The organism is Phocaeicola fibrisolvens, assembly GCF_025567125.1.
Classification (GTDB): domain Bacteria; phylum Bacteroidota; class Bacteroidia; order Bacteroidales; family Bacteroidaceae; genus Phocaeicola; species Phocaeicola fibrisolvens.
Window position 1 is genome coordinate 93,700 of sequence record NZ_JAOQJI010000009.1, and the last position, 18,213, is coordinate 111,912.

Below are 18,213 nucleotides of genomic sequence, written 5' to 3' on the forward strand. Positions count from 1 at the left end.
GTGATGGCGGGCAAGGTGGACGATTTCTTCGACCGCCTGAAGACGATGTTTGCCGACATTCCTTACGAGCTGGCCCGCGACCGCGAGGTGCACTATCAGAACATCCTGTACATCATCTTCAAGCTGATGGGCTTCTACGTGCAGGTGGAATACCACACAAGCCGCGGACGGATTGACCTAGTGCTCCAGACGCAGGACTACGTGTACGTCATGGAATTCAAGCTGAACGGCAGCGCGGACGAGGCACTCGCACAGATCCGGGAGAAAGGCTATGCCGCTCCTTTTGCCAAGGACAGCCGCACGGTCTACCGGATTGGAGTGAATTTCAGTGACGAGCTGCGGAACATTCAGGAAGTGAAGGTAGAACAGGAAAAGTAAGACATACCATGGAAAATTTTGCCGCCATCGATTTTGAGACCGCCAACGGGGTACGCAGCTCGGTATGCAGTGTGGGTGTGGTAGTGGTACGCCACGGAGAAATCACCGACACGTTCTACTCACTCATCCAACCGGAGCCCAACTACTACAGCCGTTTCTGCACACAGGTGCACGGACTCACCCGCGAGGATACCGACGATGCGCCCGTATTCAGCCAAGTATGGGCACAGGTAGCCCCGCTAATTGAGGGACTCCCCCTCGTGGCCCACAACAAGGCGTTCGACGAGAACTGCCTGAAAGCTGCCTTCCGGGTCTACCAGATGGATTATCCCGACTATGATTTCTATGATACGCTGGGGCCCTCCCGTCGCGCTTTCCCGTGGGCAGAGAACCACCAGCTGCACACCGTGGCCGCCCTCTGCGGATACGACTTGAAACAACATCACCATGCTTTGGCCGATGCAGAAGCCTGCGCGTGGATTGCCAGAGAAATTTTGTAACCTTACACCTTGGACGGTACGTTATTTGCCGCCATACTTCCAGCAAACCATAAGAGAATTTGAAACGGAAATCTCAGGCTGGCAATCCTCCCGGCACTTGCCTGATTTGTACTTTCTCAAACTTGTAGCCCAAACGTTTCAGTTCAATAGCTGCCCCTATACGGAACATCGTCCGGCAGGCACGGGCAAACACGTGAAAAGCCCGCGGACTTTGCGGCTCAATCTGCTCGTGACGAATCGCGTCTACAGCATACTGCGCACAGCGGCGAATCACGCTCTCCAAATGCTTGGCCTCCACCCCGTCGAGCGGCAGACCCAGCAGGTCGTGTACGATGTGCTCGTCCATGTCATCAAATCCCTGCTCTCCGTAATACGACTTGTAAGTGGCCTGCATGCAAGCCTCCCAGTCCTCATCCCAGTGACAGGCTACCCCCAGTCCCAGGTAAGCCGCCCAAGCTACCGACACCGTAGGATAATCATGAATCTGCTCCACGGCATCGGCCACGTATTCCGGTGCCAGGTCATGCCAGCGTTTATCTAAGTCCTCCGTAGCCAGCAACGTACCGTCGAGCACTCCATCTGTTGTACACAAATGCAACAAATTCTGCTGCAATCTCTCTTCAAAATGCTTCAAATATTCTGTATCAATCATTTTTTCTGAATTTTCCGCCAAAGATAAGTGTTATACGACACATTTTAAACCTTACGGGCGAGTTTTACCTCTTTTTGAATAAAAAATAAAGAGACGTCTTTATTCCAGCCTCTGATTATCAGACACTCGAAAAAAACGTCTCCTTATTATTTGTTCCAATTCTTTCTTGGTCACACATTCAGGTCATCCGGAATCTCTACATCATCCAATGTATCTCCTTCCAACTTAGAAGCCAAAAGCTGTGCTTTCACATCGGCTGCACTTTTCGTGATTTCTTCACACTCTGCAAAATTAATGCCCTCCACATTCGACAAATCGGCTGCCGCATCGATAGGCAACCCTTCTTCGGTAAACGTGGTCTGATAGGCACTTAATACTCTCTTGCATTCCTTCATCAATTTTACCTGTTCCTTTACCTCCTTGATATCATTCGCAGAAGCCAGCATACCTGCTGCCGCACCAATTCCGGCACCAATCCAGGCACTCTTTTTGGAACCGCCAACTTTTTTACCCAGCAAAGCTCCCGCTGTGGCACCACCGCCAACTTTCAGCAAAATAAATGCCCCCGATTTCAACGCCGAATTCAAATGTTTCTTTGCCGTATTGACCGCACAGACATTTCCATTCTTGTCGATTAACAGATACTTATAACGAGTGGTACCGTCTTCATTGGTAATTGCATTGCCCAGAGAGTCCGTTTCAATCACCTTCTTGACTGAATAAGAAGGAACATTTGCCAAAAACTCTTGAGTGGAAATGCTGTCAGACTCCGAAGTCTGTCCATCCGAAGTCTGCCCCTCCGTAGAGGTCCCCCCCATCAGGGCATTGGCTGTTTTAGTCACAGATTCAACTTTCTCTGCCGCTTCCTTCAACTTCTTAAAAAATCCTTGTGCAGAAACCTCTGTCGTTGCAAGAAACATGACAGAAAAAGCCAACAATGCCCCTTTAAATAATGTTTTCTTCATAACCATACGTTTTTTTAGTAATAGATCTATTTTTTATACATTTTCAAGCGAAACTGCTTTTCCATATAAGTTCCCTTGGCCTGATGCATCAGCTCATTTACCGTCAGATACTTCATTTTTATCCCGCTGTCTTCTTTCGGACGAAACAAAAGTCCTTTCGGCAAATCGGCACGGTTCAATTCGATTTCTACAATGCCTCCTTCTCCAGAGGTACCCACCTGCACATAATTCGCTCCCTCTTTCTCCACGATGTTCTTAAATCTCTTATCGGAAGAAAAAGTTTGCGAAGAAACCGAAGCGTCTCCTTTGTAAGCCCATACTTCCACCCCTGGAATATATTCACCTTCACTCAGCGTTTTCCATTCCACCACCGTAAACTTCACCTTCAAAGGCAAACCCACCAGCAGTTTTTTCATCCGCTCAATCCGGTCAGCATAAAAATCACAAGGGTTATATGCATTCGCCATCTCCATAAATTCCACTGCCGCCGAAGCAAAACGAGCCACCTCTTCCTGCGTTGCATTTCCACTTTTCTTCAGTCGGGCAATCTCCTTAATAGCCCCAGAGGCTACATGTTCATACAAAAGACAACTGTCGCACTGAGCAATTGATTCACGGATGGCAGGACGCAGCGTAGGCACCACATCTTTAGCGTTCCAGGCATCTTCATAAGCCGCACGCGCCGCTTTGTACTGACGCATTCCGAACAGTCGGGCGGCCTCACTCATAAAAGCACTGCATTCCGTCACATACACATTCTTTTCAATCACCACCGGAAGCACCGCATAACATTTCATCATACGTCCCTCCAGTCCGCTGATGTCAATGCTCAACCGGTTACTGCCGTCCGTATAAAGATTGACCGTTGTCAGCATCGCATAATGAGTTTCCATCTCTCTCAACTCATTTTCCAGGCTGTCCAGTTTATCCCATTCTTCCTGAGGCTGTTCTCCCACACTCGTCTTCACGTCCTGCACCCTGCATTGTTCGCGAAGTTCCTCCATACGCTTCCTGGCTTCATCCAGCACGGCAATGGATATCTTGGCACGAATGATGACGATATTCGGGTCGGCTGCACTTTTCTCCCTTTCTACCGTGGCCCCCAGTTCAGGCAGGAAGTCCACCTGCAAATTCTGTATGGAAGTCGTAAACTCCAATATAGCTGCGAGAGGGTCCATGGAAGTATCGTTGGCCATCGTCTGTTCATCCATACGGATAGGATTGGCCACCTCTTCCACTTTATAAGCCATCAGGAAGTCCGGCTTCGTAGTCTGCACGATTTCCGTTTTATACACACTTCCTCTCCGGCTGATTTCCAGTTTCGGCGTACGGGTACTACCCGGATGAATGGAAACTATATATTCATAATACCCGTCCGGACGTTCGCCATTCGGAGTCACCTTAAATTTCCCGGGTTCTACATTCGTTAAAGTAACCACCAGATCCCTGTGCTTCGACAAGAGCAGGATTCCTCCTCCGCCCCCAAGATCCTCAAAACGGTCTTCCGGAGTATAACGGCCTTTCGAGATGTATTGCTCCTGCGCTCCCAGAGGCAGCAGAATGACCATCATCCACAAAAACAAAAATAATTTTTTCATTGCATCCATACAATTCCGTGATTAGACCTTCTGATTACAAGTCAAATGCCCCCAATGTAGAGATGTCGTCATCCGGCTGCTGGCGTACACCGCCCACCCATTCAGGTTGCCAGGTACGTACATGGATAATCGGATCTCTGCCATCTTCAGGAAACTCCCACAACAGGAACAGATAGCCCTCATCACTGTAATTGCTGGAATTCCATTCCTGACGCAAACGCACGCCATATTTCGTTTTGTCCACCGTAGAGCGTGTGATACCGGCACATCCGCCTTCTTCTCCATGCTCGCCAATTTCACTGAACTTCACATCAATCCACTTGTTACGTCTGAAAGCACGCTTCAGATTCCGGAGATATTGCTGCTTGGTCTGCTTGGTGTATTCCACCTTCTGCTTCAAGCCTCCCATATCACTATTGCTGCGGGTAGTCACCACCTTTCCTGTGATAATCAAGGCATCGTCACTGAAGATTTTTTCAATGTAATTCGAGTCACGCTGGTTATAAGCCGTACGGAAACGTTCGATATACTGCATGATAATCATCTGCTTTTCCTTTTCCACCACACTTCCGCAGCGTTCCATGCTCTCGGCAGTATGCGCATCCAAGGCCAGACGGAAATCAGTGATATTTCCCTTATTGTCAAATTCCACTACAGCCTCCTGATAAGTTCCGACCCCAAAGTCCTCACCTTCCGGAGTAATAATCAAAGGAATATGACTCACCATCATGGTTCCATTCTTGAATATCCAACAACGTTCCACCACTTCTTCATCATCACAATAAAACGGAGTCACGGCCCACAACCTGAGCAACGATTTCAGTGAGAAATCATCCATTGAAAAATTCTTCGTTGTCAGGATGGATTTCGCCTGTTGCGCACGATTGATTTCTGTCAAAATCACACCCAGGTTATGCTCAGCCCGACTTAAAGCAAGCGGACGATCCACCCCTTCATCAATGGTCAATGTGACAGTAACCGCCTTCATCTGACCTGCGCCCCACACCCACATGGAAACAAGCGCTATAAACACACATATAAATCTTCTTCTCATATCCATAAATTATTGTTCCTATTACAATTCAAGTCCAATGGCTCCACAACCACTGTAATTCTTTACCCCGTCTGCCTGACCAGTTTTCACATTCCGGCGATCAGGTCCCGGCGTCAACACAGCCACCACTTTTCCTTCACGGTTATAAATCACCAGATAACATTTATCCGGGTTGACAAGTGAGGCATAGCGCGCATAGTCCTTAATCCGGCCATCCGCTTTCATCTGCTTCACCTTATCCGCCATATCCCCGTATTTCGTGCATGCCGCAATTTGGTGGATGACTTCCGGCAGTTGCAGTTTTTCTGCTGCTGCCTCTTTCACAGTGCCTTCTGCCACTTCCACGACCGGTTCCTTCACCTCTTTCTTTACCGGTTCTACCACCGACTTTGCCCCCGGAGTAAGAGACGTATTCGCTATCACTACCCCATTCTCCGTGGGAAGAATGTCACTTTTCTTCACATAAATAAACGAACGGTACATGTTGTTTCCGCGAGGCATCGACAACATGGTCCACAGCTCTTTCCGGTTGTTTACAATCAGGTTCGTACTTTTCTTCAATCTCCTTCGTGTCGCCACCCACTCATTCACCTCCTCATACAACTTGCTTTCAGCATAGCTGCGTGCATCGGCCTCTGTAGGAGCAGTCGACTCTGCATAAATGTACTGATTATCCTTTTTTATCTTATTAATCTGCTTCTTCACATCGTCCACATTATCCGCACACAAAGAGAGAAGAGGCAGACAAGCCAGTACAAAAGTGAATAAAAATCTCATGTTCACGGTCAATTCTTTTTTATGTCGTTAATAAAAAATTTCTCTGTTATATTCTGCAAAGGAGTATACACATAAATCCTTCCTTTTATTTTCTCTTGCGTTCCTCTCAAAATGCCAAAAGGAAACTCCAGACTGATGGTATGGCTATAAGCCATCTTCATGTTTACGGCAAAAAGGGTGACAGAAAGCAAGTCTGAAGTGCGGTTCTTTATCCCTAAGAAAAGCATGCAGTTTTCCATCCGGCAATAAGCCAGCAACTGTTGCAAGGCTATTTCCATCTCCGATTTCAAGTAGCCATACTTGTCAACGGTGAGCTGCAACGGAATTTCCCTGTCAAAATACCCTGTCAGCAGGATGTTATTCACCGTCTGCACAGGTCTCAGTGTGTCTGCCAGCAGAAGAGTATCCTGCGGCGTCGCATACAAATAAAGGTCGGAACGTATCTGGTCGCTCAGGTAACATCCCTTGCTGACAATCAAGATACTATCCGCACGCGACCGGTTTCCATCTTCCCAGGAAACAGGCAACGCAGCACCCGGCAATGCGGCCCTCATCCGTTTCACGTCCCGCTCAAAAATCTGTTCCAGTTCCACCGCATCGGCCCCCATGAAAAGTTGATAGTCCGCAGGAACAATCAGGCAAACCTGCTGGTTGCCTTCCTCCCATTCCACGGTGTAACGCCGGCGTTCCACCTCATTAATGACACAGTTCGTTTGCGGTGTCCGGTTGCGCAACATAGACAAATTCCCCTTTACAAACGTGACAGGTTTCCGGGCAGCCTCCTCGGCCTTATCCACTCCTTTACGAGGCACATCCAGTTCCAGTGCATAACGTTCCAGGAAATCAAGCAGCGGACGAGCTGCATACGCAGCCGCCCACTGACTGTCAAATAGCTTATATCCGATGTGTGACACATCTCCATACATATTGGTCCGCACCCGCAAAGGCTTACCCGAAAAATGCCAGGTAGAATCATTGTCCACATTCTCCCCCATACTATCAGGCAACTCCAGTTGCAGGGATTTTGAGAGAGTTTCCAGGCAACGAGTATGAAACAGCGGAGCCGCATTCATTCTAAAGACAAATGCTGCCGCCGCTATCATCATCCATGCGATGTGGAAACGTCGTTTCATGGTTTCACAGCCGTTTCATTACCATCATGTTTCCAGTAACCGAGACCACTGATTTTTCCATCGCGGAACTCGCCTTCAAAGGTATCACCCGGATTTGCCACGAAATCTTTCGAAGACACAATCTTCCGGCTGGTCTTATACGTCAGTTTGCCATATCCGTGCGGTTTGCCATTCTTCAAGTCGCCGGTATAAGTCGCATAGCCCAGATCGACAGTTCCCCGACCGTTGATTAACACTGGTGTCGGGTCTTTCTTCTTGGGCTCTTCTGTCGCTTCTTCTACCGGAGGCACATCCAATTCCGATGAGTCAATCTGCACCGTGTCCTCAGCCGGCACTTTCTCCTTCTGTACATCGACAGCGGTGGAGTCAACTACTGGAACATTGACTTTGTCTTTAGGGTTATTTCCCATGAAATAATAGCCCCCACCAGCCAAAGCTGCCACGACCACAATGCCTCCAATAATCATCCACGGTTTTTTATCGCCGCCGTCGTCCTCGTCTTTAACCTTTCTTTTTCTCCCCCCTTCAGCTTCCTGCAAGGGTTGATGACACAACGGACACTCAAACTCACCTCCCGGTTCAACTTCTATCGTTTTCTTGTAGTTATCACAATCGATGTTTCTGCAAATACCAATTTTCTTTGCCATAATATTTTCTTTTTTAGTCTATTTTCAAATCATTGTCACACAATTTCTCTGCAGCCCTGTTGAATGCCACAAATTCCACATTGTTCTCATTTCCGCCTACCAGTGGCAACAACACATTGTCAAGTGTCTCTCCCATCTTCAGCATCAGCTGGTTCTTCTTTTCAATGTGCTTGTAGTTGGTATCCAGTTCAGCCTGTACAGCCTTCTTCAGAGCATCCGCATCCATCGCGCGAGTCATTTTGCACAACTCGTTCAAGGTTTCTATCATGTCATTGCCCACCGGAATCCAACGGCTCACACGTCCCATCCGGTTCTTCTCACCGGCAAAAGCCAAAGTCTTTTCCCCGGTCTCCACGTCCTCACGTTCCACCAGAATACCCTCAAGCGTATAAGCCAGCAAGATTACCGGGCGTAAACGTTTCTTCAGGTCGCCGGCATCCAGTGCAAACAGTTCAGGCAACGGTTTGGAGAACGATTCCGTGTGAACAACCATGCGGTTCACCTCGTTGCGCACCAGCACATCGTATTTCTCTTTCAGCACCCGCACATTGTCTACATACCGCAACGGGAATCCGCTGTGTGCCGTCACCACCACAATCTGGTTGCTCTTAAAGTTGACCGACACATCGTTGTCCTTGTTGAACGGGATTTTTCCACTCTCGCCGAAATCCTTGATAAATTCATTGCGGAATGCGTCATCGTCTTCATACAACGGCAACGAAAGCTGAATCATCTTCTGATGGTTAGCCGCTGTTTCAGGGCTTCCTTTTCCCTCTTCAGAGCCATTGAACGGCAAGAAACTCTGCGCCGCATTGTAGATTTCCTTCACAAAACGCTTGCGTTTATCCGGCGTACTGCAATCCGTATTCCGCAGCTTGTCCAAGATGTTGACATTCACCAGACGCTGGTTGGCATTTTTCATTGAATATTCATCCATTTCCTTCCGTGCGCTTTCAATGCAAATCTTCAGCGTAATCTCCTGCAAGGCACTGACATTGATTTTCTTGCTCAGGCTGGCAAATCCCACATTGGTCGTTCCCATTGATTCTACGATGCTGGCCCGCAGGCTGCTGGCATACGCCTTCTGGTTGGCCTGGTTCTTCAGGAATCCATGCACGGTGTCACGCACCAGTTTCGGATCGTATTCCTTGACCACCTCACTGTTCATGCTGCCCCCTTCCAGGTCGCTCAACTTACATTTCTCTTCCGCCTGCTTCTTCATGTTGTCGGCAAAATCGGTCAGCACCTTCATGAAAGGTTCCACGCTGTTGTTGTTCAGCAGCGTCAGCATGTTGATGATTTCCGACATCAGCTTCACCGCATAACTATAGGCAGCCACAGTGGTAGCCACGGTGAGCTGTTCCCGCTTGGCATCAGCAAAACGTCCAAAAGTCTTTACCGAGGCATTCGTAATGGCATCCCTCAGCCAGCCGATGTTGTTCCAGTCATTGCGGATTTGCTCCAACTGACTGGCCAGGTCCTCGTTCAAATAAGTAGTACGTTTGGTAATCTTGTTCTTGAAACCTTCCACCCGTTCGGTACACTTGTCAATCAGCACAGAAATGTACTTGTGTACTTCAATGATAGACATTTCGCCGTTCTTCCACTTGGCAAACAAATTATTCTCGATGCGGCGGCAGATTTCCTCGGCGAATCCAGGAATCTGGCTTTCATAATCGAAGTAGAACTTCTTCACGCCACAGCCCCGATACATAGAGTCGAAGAACTTCTCACAGAGCTGGTTAAACTCTTCATACCATTCCTTCTTCTGGCATTCAGCCTGCACATCCTGCTTGTAACGGTCCACATAGAATTCCCATCCCTGCACAATCGGCTTCCAGTTGGTCACATGCTTCTCGATGGAAGGCAACGGTTTGCTCAGCATCAGGTAGTCATCCGTCAGCAGGTTGGCCTCTTTCTCTGCCTCCTTGTCCACGTCGTGCACAAACGACTTGCCCACCATGTCTTCCGTACACTCGATGTAACCGCGGGCCTCGTCCCACAAGCCATACAACATCTGCATGGAAGCCTGACGTGCAAAGTTATACGCACCATATTCCACCACTTCCGTTTCCGGATACTCGATACGCTTCACGCCAAACGTCATGAATTTGCGGCTGCGGACCGGTTCACCCGTCTCATTGTTTTCCGGCAACAGTCCGTTGTTCTCATTGCTTTCCAAACGAGCCATCTTCCCACTGTTCTGCATGGAAGATGCCACAATCTTCTGGAACAGGAAGTCCCCCACAATGCCAGGAAGCACTTTTTGCAGGTTCACCTCTTTTCCCGCTTCATTCACGTTCGTATAAAGATAAGCCATGTCGAACGCATCCTGACCTTTCAACAGGCGGCGCACATTGCCATATTCATCCGTATTTCCTTTCACATCCGTAGGATAATATCTTCCCACCGACATGGCATTCAGTTCCAGCAATGCCGCATACCCATTGGGCTGATAGTAACGGTTGCTGTCTTCTCCCCCCGGAATCTGGATAATTTTTTCCGGCACATACAGATAAAGCTGTATCTTGAACTTCGAACGGTCGTCGCCCGTACGCTGGAATTCATTCCGGATTTGTGCCACGGCATCCACGATGGAACCAGAACCTGTTCCACCACCCAGGCCCGCACAAATATGGAACGTCACATCGTCCACATCCTCCTTTTCCTTCAAGGCACGCACACGGGCATGCACCTGTCCTACAAATGTATTCTGTGGCAAGCCACACATGTTGTTCGCTATCAGCATGCGTCCGAAACGACGGCGTTGTCCCCCGATACCCTCACTGATAATCGCACCGATACCCTCTTTCAGCATCGCTTCATCCTTCCGGTTGATAAACGCATTGATACCCGGATACTGATCCAGATTGCTTAATACCCCCGAACCAATCCCGTTAATGGATAAGCGCTGCGACGGAGAGAGCTGTACGGATACGCCCAACGTCTGCCAGTCTTCTTCATTATTCAAATCCGCCAGACTGGAATCCACATAAAGATATTCTATATTCGCACTTCCTTTCGGGTCATTTGAACGAAACTCTTCATAAATACGTTTACGCAGAGCCCGCAAGACAGAGCCTCCTGTTCCGCCCAGTCCGATAACTAAATGATTTGCCATAAATAATTGAGTTTTAGTTTATATATTAATCATCATAACGTCTTCTCCTGCTGCTGCCTGTAGCCATACTCCGTGTGCTGGAATAACGTCTGCGGGAAACACGCTCCATCGACTTGATTACGATTACTACTCCACAGACAATGAAGAGCAGGCTCCAGCCCACACGGCGGAGGATAAAGTAATTCATGAACGAACGGAGTTCCTCGGCCATAGCCTGTGCGATAGTAACGGAAGTATGTCCCGTGAAATCGGCACCTCCCACAAAATATCCCACCAGCGGCCATTCCTCCGTAATCTGTTCCAGCACATGCTGACTGTCCTCCTGATTAAAAGGAATGTCAGAAGGCACCTCCGCTACCCAGCTGTTGATTGCACCTTCCACATCCTCACTATAAGATTTGATGGTCACAGCCCCGCAGAGTAAGATAGACTGAAAAGAAAGGAAAAGAAACAAGATTCCTCCCACAATGTAACTTACAGGCGTAAAGGTACTGTTCCGATACCAGGATTGTATCAGTACAAACAGCAGAATGACTCCTACCACAGTCAATAGAATACCTAAAAACAGGTTACCTATCGAATAGGCAACAATTTGAAATAAAGCCCCCATGTCTTTACTAGTTTATCGTTTTCAATAGTAATAGTAATACCGTTTTTCAGTAGTAATACTTCTTTCAATAGTAATAGCTAATCGCAATCATTGCAAATATATAATTTTTTTTACAAAACCTACTGGATTCGTTAATAAATCAAAGGGAACAACGTTTTTTTTCGAATCTGCAAGCTGAACACCAGTCTGCCCGTGCCATCCTATACGCATAAAAAAAGTGGCACCCAATCAAATTGAGCACCACTTCCTGTGTTTTATTATCCTTCTAAGGAATTATTCAGCACGTGTAATTACCGCACGGCTCAGACGAGGATCGTCGTAGAACATGTTGTCTACACCACCCTTGTAGTCCACACGCAACTGAGAAGCAGATACGCCGAACTCGTTAACCAAGCAGTCGTAAACGGCTTCCGCACGTTTCTTGCTCAGGCGTTCGTTCAGCTTCTTGCTGCCGGTGCCCGCATCTGCATAACCTGTAATCGTGTAAACGGCCTTGCTGTCGGCTGCCTTGATGGCTTCTGCAAGCAAGCCCAGGTTCGCACGCGCTTCGTTTGACAGTTTAGACTTGCCGATACGGAAGATAACCAGGTTCGAAGCAACCGTCTTCGTCACTTCCTGAGGTTTCTGGTTGCTGGCGTCGATGGCATTGCGCAGACGTTCGTTCTCCGCATTTGCACGGTTCAGCTGGTCGCGCAGAGAGTTGATTTCGCCCACATTCGTGCGAACCACCGTCTTGCTCTTGTCCCAGCCGCGACGTTTGAACTTGTAGGTCAGACCCACTGTGGCAGCAAACATACCTTCACTGCCTTTTCCACCCATTTCACCGTCAAACTGGTCACCCGTGATGGTTCCTCTCAAATCCAGGTTCAGGTCCAAAGCCGAACTCAAGCGGAAAGAGTTCATGATACCCAGGTGCGCCATCACTTCCGAATTCTTCGGTTTGCTGGTTACTCTACCCAAGCCCAGACCGAAGTAAGGACTACAGTTGTACACACGCGTTTCCTTGTAGCCGTAAAGGATGTTCGACAGATTGAACAGCACGTCTGCATGGAAGTTGAAGAACTTGAACTTCTGTTCGTTCAGCCAAGCTGTTTCCCATTTCCCTTCAATATGCTGACCATTAGAATAAATTTCATCAGGTCCATACTGAGTAGCACCCTTCAGAGAAAGGCCCGTGTACATCAAGCGTACGCCGATGCCCGGAGTAAACCATTTTCCTACTGCGATATCCAGGGCCGGAGAGATACGTTCACCGAACTTGCGCTGTCTGTCATGGTCACCGAAGTAAACCTGACCGCCTACTCCTGCACTGATAAACCAGTTGTCCCAGAAGCCGTTGGTCTCCACTTTGTATTTGTCGTTGCTGTATTCCACTGTTTCTGTGAAATCACCATTTTGTGTGGTCTGCTCCGTCTGCGCGAAAGCAGAACCTGCAGCTGCCAAAGCAAGAGCTGCAAAGATTGTCTTTTTCATCATAATATTGATATTAATTAATAGTTAAATCATTCGGCATCTATTACAAAACTCCCATTCATGATATTCGTATTCATCCAGTTCAGGCGTTCACGATAAGCCTGCTTCATGGATGCAACCGCTTCATCGAAAGTCATCTCTTCATCGCCGTTAAATGCAGCCGTACCGGATGATTTCACCTGAATCTGGGGCCACATAACTGAATTGAAAGTATCAGACAAACGATTTTGGTCTGCCAATTCTTCTATTTTGGATTCTACAGTCAATAGAGCTGGATAGATTATCGTCCATCGTTCCTGTACAGCCTGACGGAAATTCGCATCCTTAAACAAGAGCGGATACCACATATAAGGCTTGTCATTCTCGTAGTCATAATCTTGCCATGGCCATGTCGGTTTTTCCGCAAGTTTCGATGCGCCATACAGCCATTCATCTCCTTTCCGACAACGATAAGTGTCACAACCATATTTATTTATCATTGCTTCCACATTATCATAGTTCACAAAGGTTTGCCAGTCAAAGTCCCAAACCGGACCTGCCGTCAACTTACCCAGCCCATCTATATACATGTAAACGCTTTTAGGATGCTTATACTCATCATTAAAAGCCAATTCCTGTATAAAGAAATAGTCTATCACTGAGTGAATATCCAAATCATTATAGGCAGCGTCATAATTACCTGCTTCCAGATTAGCCTCGATGCCTTCTATTCTTGCCTTTACGGCATCAAACAATTCATCCGAAACTATATCTTTGAACATGCATGGCAAACCACGACCCGTATGAAATTTATTCACCTCATCGTAATTGTCATCAAATTCAAGCAGATAACCACAATCAGCCACCGTTGGGTTCGGATTCTCCTCCAACACGTCTTCATAGCAGTCCTGAATATTGACACGATCACCGTCAATCTTTATCTGCTCACACAGATAATAATTTCCTACGTGCCGACCGTCCATAATCACTTCCACATTATATCCGTGAGGATTCCAACCGATTCCATCGGCAAAAGCATTCTCTGTCTGATGCGCTACTTCAAAAGCAACCGCATTACGCAACATCGTACGATCCATCCAGTTAGCCAGCAATACCCAACGTTTGTGTTTAGGCATGCCCAACACCTTCGCCTTGCTTGCCAGCTTAATAGCAAACGGTTTTTTAGGAAATTCCTGTGTAGAGTTTCCGCGCAGGCGTATGCCACACGCCGTTTCCTCCACATCGGTAGAACCATCTGCCTTATATACGGTCATTTTATCTGTCTCTACCCAGTCGGCATCCTTTTCACGCACATTAATGCCCGCTTCTGCCCATTCCACTGTGCCGCCGCCACTCTGTGCCAACACGACAACAGGAAGACCAGAATTGGTGACCTTCACTGTGTAATCGCAACTTTCCGTACCGTTAGAAACCGTATACACCACTGGATTACTAAAATCCTGTATGCTAGTTCCACTACTCTGTTCAAGCCCATTTACGCTTACGGTCAATCCCTCATTTACTGAGAATGTCGGTTTTAACTTAAAATCATATAAATAAGGAATGCAACCTGAAATCACATTGTTTTCAATCGTCAACATTTCGGCCAGATTGTCAACCGGACGTGTTACACCCGCCTCGTAAACCAACTTCTTGTCCAGAATCTTGCCGCTGTTGTTTTTCGCTTCAAAGGAGAAAGAAGTAAACACTGGCCGGTTGGTTACCACCATGTCATTCTTATAATTCTCCAAAGTAAGCGGGAATGTATAACAAGTGTTCGCAGCAAAATCCACCAAGGCCTGACGTGTAAACTCAGCCTTGAACTGACGGGTCAGAATCGTAATTTTTATTTCATCTCCCGTCCGGATATCCGGTGCACAAGTGATATAACCCGTATAATCTTTTCCATTGTCAAGTGCAGGAGTATCGGCCCATTTCATCGTCAACACATTGGTTCCTACTGAAGCAGAAGACCAACTGACATTCTTCGATGTAGCATCAAAAGTAAACTCACCTCCCAGTCTGCGACCGTCAGGCAATGTCAAAATGATACTTTCCAGATTATCTCCTTCCAAGGCTGTGCCCGAAGCATTAATGTCGAACTTCAACAATGAAAACAAGTGCTCAAATTCAAATTCGTACCGTCCTTCATAGGTTTTAAACGTAGGCTCACCCACCTTATAGTCACTTTCCAGTTTTCCGGTAGCCATATCGAATGTCTGCACCAGCTTTAGGTTACCTTTCAAAGCTGTAACTTCAGCTGTCGCATTCTCCATACTATACGGATAATAGGCATACGTAGGAAACTCTCCACCCGCCATCGTACCGTTAAATTCGGCTTCTGCCACATTTCCGGTATTGGTTGCTTCGAACAAGGCATTCTTGGTTCCTTTATCCCCATATACGCCAATTGTATCTTTCGGTGACCACAAGATACCTGTCATTCCTTCGGGCGACGAACTGTCCACACAGGTACGAGTCTGCATTCCTTCCCCACTCATACGGGCAAGGATTGTGACATTTCCCTTTGCAGTGTGTTGCTCAAAAGAATCCTCCTGACAGGCAGTCAGCCCCCATACACTACAAGATAATATTGCATAAACTGCTATATTGCTTTTCATCTATCAGCCTATATTTTTTGTAGGATTCTTCACAGCACCAATGCCGTGAAGAATCCCAAACAAAAATTATTTATCCCAACCTATGGCATTGACACCCGTCTTATAGCTGGCATTGTAAGAAGTTGTGGTTGTTGTTGAACCCTTCTTGCGCAATGCAAACTTGAAGTTGTTATCGATAAGAGTTTGAATCAGCCAGTCGCTCTTATACCTAGCACCAGAATTAGACTGCTTATCGGCAAAGTTCATGAATACCAAACCCAGTCCTGCATTTTCAGTACGGTCTTGCAATTCATCAACTCCCATCTGGTTCATATCAATAGCCAAAGCCTCAATACCTGTACCTCTGCCCTTTATATCACCACTATCAGAATAATATCCACCGAGGTCGTTCATAAACCATGTCTTATGAGAAGTATCATTCTTATACAAATCCACACTCTTACGGAACAAATTCTGAATACTCTCCTTCTTTTCCTGAGTAGTAGCTTCCTGACCACTTCCCACACTTGTTACTTCCTGATAATACCATCTTAAAGCAGCATTTGAGTTTTCATACCATACAGGAGCTCCCCAATCCATAGGCATACCATTATTTACTTCTTGATAATATACTCCCTCCGATAGCTCAGGACCATAAGCACCTTTCCACCATGTAAACATGATTGGAGCTGTTGTCGTGCCATACCGAGAAATCATGTCTTTTGAATTGTAATTGGCTTTCAAAATAATTTTACCCTTAACATCATTAATTGTTGTATTCGGGGTTATCTCCCCGGTATAAATACGATTAGCTTCATCATCAGCTATACTATTGACTTCCTCACGTAGTTTATCAATCCAATACTGTTCATTATCATATCCTTGAGGATTATCTAACCAAGGAATATCGCCTGATGAATAAGTTAACATAACAAAAGCAAACTCATTAGTTTTACCATTTTGTTCACAGACATCAAGATAAGATGCAATTTTTTTAATGGCCTGACTTAATGTCATCACATTTCTACTCTTATCTTCACAGACAACATAAAGATTATCATAATTTGCACCCAAATCTTTACTATTTGTTGCTGTCTGGAATATAAACGCACGGACACCATCTTCAAACTGCTTATCAATATCGTAATTCTGATAAACTCTGCTTGCGCGATTCGCTTTTGACAATATAGAGAACTTACTACCCGGTATGGAAAGCTCAGACACATAGATATTGGGATCGAGTGAACTCATCCAGTAGTTAGTGCCACCAACCTCCAATTTAGGAAGAATAACACGGTTAATCTTCTGCGGAGTAACATCGGCTGTATTCAATGTCTTTCTGCAAGGCGCACCATTCAACATAGATACCGTCACACGAAGTGTACTCCTTGTTACTGTATTCCCTATATTTTGTGGAATGATATAGGCTTTTACATTCAACAATTCCTCTTGGCCAAGCTGAATGAACCGACCTGTTTTTTTATCATAACAAGGAATAGAAATGCGACCGCGCTCCTCATTGAACGAACCTACAGGAGTACAAGTCGCTGTTGCTCCTGTACTTGCGTTTCGGATATTACATGTAAAATCACCTGTAAGAATAGGTTTTTCACCATCTATCGCATCTACATTAATATTCGTGATGGTTGCTGTACCTGACGTAGGTCCCTGCACAGTAATATCCAATACAGTTACCAGATTTTTAAAATTCAGGTCAATAGCTTCATCTTTTGATACTTTTGAAGGAGTGACAGCCTGATAGGCATACATATAAGCATAATCCATATTAGGAAGTCCAAAATAAACTTTTTTATTCTTAAAGTCAGGATCTGAAGTATCAAAAGTGCCTTCTCTCCATTCCTGAACTTGTTGCGTTACAGGAATATTGGCAGTTATTTGGCCCGTAGCATTTTCTTCGGTAGAACCTTTCACAGCACTAGCTGGATAGAAGGCATAAAATCGATGCTCTGTATCCGGATCACCCCATTGCAATCCGGCCTCTGCTGTACTTACTTTTGTCACAGAATGCGCCTGATGTTTATCAGGTTTTCCATCTTTATTTAAATCTTCAGTTTCCGGCATTACTTTATAATGAACCAAATGATTGGCAGGTTGTGATGCCTGATTACAGAAAATAGCAATCGTATCACTACCATCATCTTCCCAATACACCGGTACACCAGTCTCAGTACGATCCCCATACACAGTTCTTGATTCTATCATATTAGCATTATCCGACAGAGAAGAACCGAAAATAATCTCATCTCCTGTCTGTACAGGATTTACAACGGTCTTTCCGTTGTCCAAACTATCGTCTGAGCAACTGCTCAGGCATGCGGCCAAAGCTATACCTAAATAACATACTTTCTTCATAATTCACTCTTTTTAAATTAATCCCAAGTACCACCATTATTTGGATCAGAATAATCTCCTTCCCATGCTGCACCAGGATTTGCAAATCCATGTTCTTCAATAGTAACTCCATCGGCATTTTCCTTTCCATCTTCAAAGACAGAAGCCTTCATGAAGCCTTGCTCCAACTCCACCTCCGAATACGTCGTCAGTGGAACTTCATACTCTTTTTTCTTCATACAGCTACCTCGCTTTCTTGTTTAGTTAATACAATAAATGTTGTTTTTTCATTAGAGTTTATATCGAATAATTGATTAAAGCGTTCTTTGACTTATCTTTGTGGTCTAAAAGGTTCAATTGATGTATTACGACAA

15 protein-coding genes are annotated in these 18,213 nt (G+C 46.2%); 2 read left to right on the forward strand and 13 right to left on the reverse strand.

The annotated features are described in order from the left end of the window. Both OCV81_RS05955 and OCV81_RS05960 read left to right on the forward strand, forming a co-directional pair. The coding region (locus OCV81_RS05955; protein WP_262640195.1) for a PD-(D/E)XK nuclease domain-containing protein at positions 1–378 on the forward strand (378 nt) is incomplete at its 5' end. A gap of 8 nt (positions 379–386) precedes the next feature. After that, the gene (locus OCV81_RS05960) at positions 387–878 is read left to right on the forward strand and encodes an exonuclease domain-containing protein (protein WP_148329200.1); all 492 of its coding nucleotides are present in this window, start codon (positions 387–389) and stop codon (positions 876–878) included. 73 nt (positions 879–951) lie between these two features. On the opposite strand, the gene OCV81_RS05965 is transcribed toward OCV81_RS05960, so the two are convergent. The 13 genes from OCV81_RS05965 to OCV81_RS06025 form a co-directional block, all read right to left on the reverse strand. Beyond that, positions 952–1,530, reverse strand: a complete 579-nt coding sequence (locus OCV81_RS05965; RefSeq protein WP_262640196.1) for a hypothetical protein — start codon at positions 1,528–1,530, stop codon at positions 952–954. A 170-nt stretch (positions 1,531–1,700) separates the two neighbouring features. After that, positions 1,701–2,495, reverse strand: coding sequence for a hypothetical protein (locus OCV81_RS05970; RefSeq protein ID WP_148329202.1), 795 nt, complete (start codon positions 2,493–2,495; stop codon positions 1,701–1,703). Positions 2,496–2,521: 26 nt separating this feature from the next. Beyond that, positions 2,522–4,102 carry a hypothetical protein gene (locus OCV81_RS05975; protein ID WP_262640197.1) on the reverse strand — a complete coding sequence of 527 codons (1,581 nt, stop codon included), beginning with the start codon at positions 4,100–4,102 and terminating at the stop codon, positions 2,522–2,524. A gap of 25 nt (positions 4,103–4,127) precedes the next feature. Then, a complete protein-coding gene (locus OCV81_RS05980) occupies positions 4,128–5,147 on the reverse strand; it encodes a hypothetical protein (RefSeq protein WP_262640198.1) in 1,020 nt (339 codons plus the stop codon). A 21-nt stretch (positions 5,148–5,168) separates the two neighbouring features. Next, a complete protein-coding gene (locus tag OCV81_RS05985; protein ID WP_262640200.1) occupies positions 5,169–5,924 on the reverse strand; it encodes a hypothetical protein in 756 nt (251 codons plus the stop codon). A gap of 8 nt (positions 5,925–5,932) precedes the next feature. Beyond that, on the reverse strand, positions 5,933–7,057 hold the full coding sequence (locus tag OCV81_RS05990; protein WP_148329206.1) for a hypothetical protein: 1,125 nt from the start codon (positions 7,055–7,057) through the stop codon (positions 5,933–5,935). Next, positions 7,054–7,704, reverse strand: a complete 651-nt coding sequence (locus tag OCV81_RS05995; RefSeq protein ID WP_148329207.1) for a flagellar basal body-associated FliL family protein — start codon at positions 7,702–7,704, stop codon at positions 7,054–7,056. The genes OCV81_RS05990 and OCV81_RS05995 overlap by 4 nt, the downstream gene beginning before the upstream one ends. Before the next feature lie 13 nt (positions 7,705–7,717). Next, complete coding sequence (locus tag OCV81_RS06000) at positions 7,718–10,825, reverse strand: tubulin-like doman-containing protein (protein ID WP_022352939.1); 3,108 nt, start codon at positions 10,823–10,825, stop codon at positions 7,718–7,720. Positions 10,826–10,850: 25 nt separating this feature from the next. Further along, entirely contained in the window at positions 10,851–11,435 is a 585-nt protein-coding gene (locus OCV81_RS06005) for a hypothetical protein (protein ID WP_022352938.1), read from the reverse strand. A 273-nt stretch (positions 11,436–11,708) separates the two neighbouring features. Further along, positions 11,709–12,911 carry an OmpA family protein gene (locus OCV81_RS06010; protein WP_148329209.1) on the reverse strand — a complete coding sequence of 401 codons (1,203 nt, stop codon included), beginning with the start codon at positions 12,909–12,911 and terminating at the stop codon, positions 11,709–11,711. 26 nt (positions 12,912–12,937) lie between these two features. After that, positions 12,938–15,508: a CotH kinase family protein gene (locus tag OCV81_RS06015; protein ID WP_148329211.1), complete on the reverse strand. Its 2,571-nt coding sequence runs from the start codon at positions 15,506–15,508 to the stop codon at positions 12,938–12,940. A 66-nt stretch (positions 15,509–15,574) separates the two neighbouring features. After that, on the reverse strand, positions 15,575–17,860 hold the full coding sequence (locus tag OCV81_RS06020; protein ID WP_148329213.1) for a hypothetical protein: 2,286 nt from the start codon (positions 17,858–17,860) through the stop codon (positions 15,575–15,577). A gap of 17 nt (positions 17,861–17,877) precedes the next feature. Beyond that, positions 17,878–18,078 (reverse strand): hypothetical protein, encoded by a 201-nt coding sequence (locus tag OCV81_RS06025; RefSeq protein WP_148329215.1) that lies wholly within the window; start codon positions 18,076–18,078, stop codon positions 17,878–17,880. Positions 18,079–18,213: the final 135 nt, after the last annotated feature.

Bases quoted from the DNA above. Each gene is read 5' to 3' on its own strand.
- OCV81_RS05980 (WP_262640198.1), bottom strand. From the start codon at position 5,147: ATGAGAAGAAGATTTATATGTGTGTTTATAGCGCTTGTTTCCATGTGG.
- OCV81_RS05960 (WP_148329200.1), top strand. From the start codon at position 387: ATGGAAAATTTTGCCGCCATCGATTTTGAGACCGCCAACGGGGTACGC.
- OCV81_RS06020 (WP_148329213.1), bottom strand. From the start codon at position 17,860: ATGAAGAAAGTATGTTATTTAGGTATAGCTTTGGCCGCATGCCTGAGC.
- OCV81_RS05975 (WP_262640197.1), bottom strand. From the start codon at position 4,102: ATGGATGCAATGAAAAAATTATTTTTGTTTTTGTGGATGATGGTCATT.
- OCV81_RS06025 (WP_148329215.1), bottom strand. From the start codon at position 18,078: ATGAAGAAAAAAGAGTATGAAGTTCCACTGACGACGTATTCGGAGGTG.
- OCV81_RS06010 (WP_148329209.1), bottom strand. From the start codon at position 12,911: ATGATGAAAAAGACAATCTTTGCAGCTCTTGCTTTGGCAGCTGCAGGT.
- OCV81_RS05985 (WP_262640200.1), bottom strand. From the start codon at position 5,924: ATGAGATTTTTATTCACTTTTGTACTGGCTTGTCTGCCTCTTCTCTCT.
- OCV81_RS05970 (WP_148329202.1), bottom strand. From the start codon at position 2,495: ATGAAGAAAACATTATTTAAAGGGGCATTGTTGGCTTTTTCTGTCATG.
- OCV81_RS06000 (WP_022352939.1), bottom strand. From the start codon at position 10,825: ATGGCAAATCATTTAGTTATCGGACTGGGCGGAACAGGAGGCTCTGTC.
- OCV81_RS05990 (WP_148329206.1), bottom strand. From the start codon at position 7,057: ATGAAACGACGTTTCCACATCGCATGGATGATGATAGCGGCGGCAGCA.
- OCV81_RS05965 (WP_262640196.1), bottom strand. From the start codon at position 1,530: ATGATTGATACAGAATATTTGAAGCATTTTGAAGAGAGATTGCAGCAG.
- OCV81_RS06015 (WP_148329211.1), bottom strand. From the start codon at position 15,508: ATGAAAAGCAATATAGCAGTTTATGCAATATTATCTTGTAGTGTATGG.
- OCV81_RS05995 (WP_148329207.1), bottom strand. From the start codon at position 7,704: ATGGCAAAGAAAATTGGTATTTGCAGAAACATCGATTGTGATAACTAC.
- OCV81_RS06005 (WP_022352938.1), bottom strand. From the start codon at position 11,435: ATGGGGGCTTTATTTCAAATTGTTGCCTATTCGATAGGTAACCTGTTT.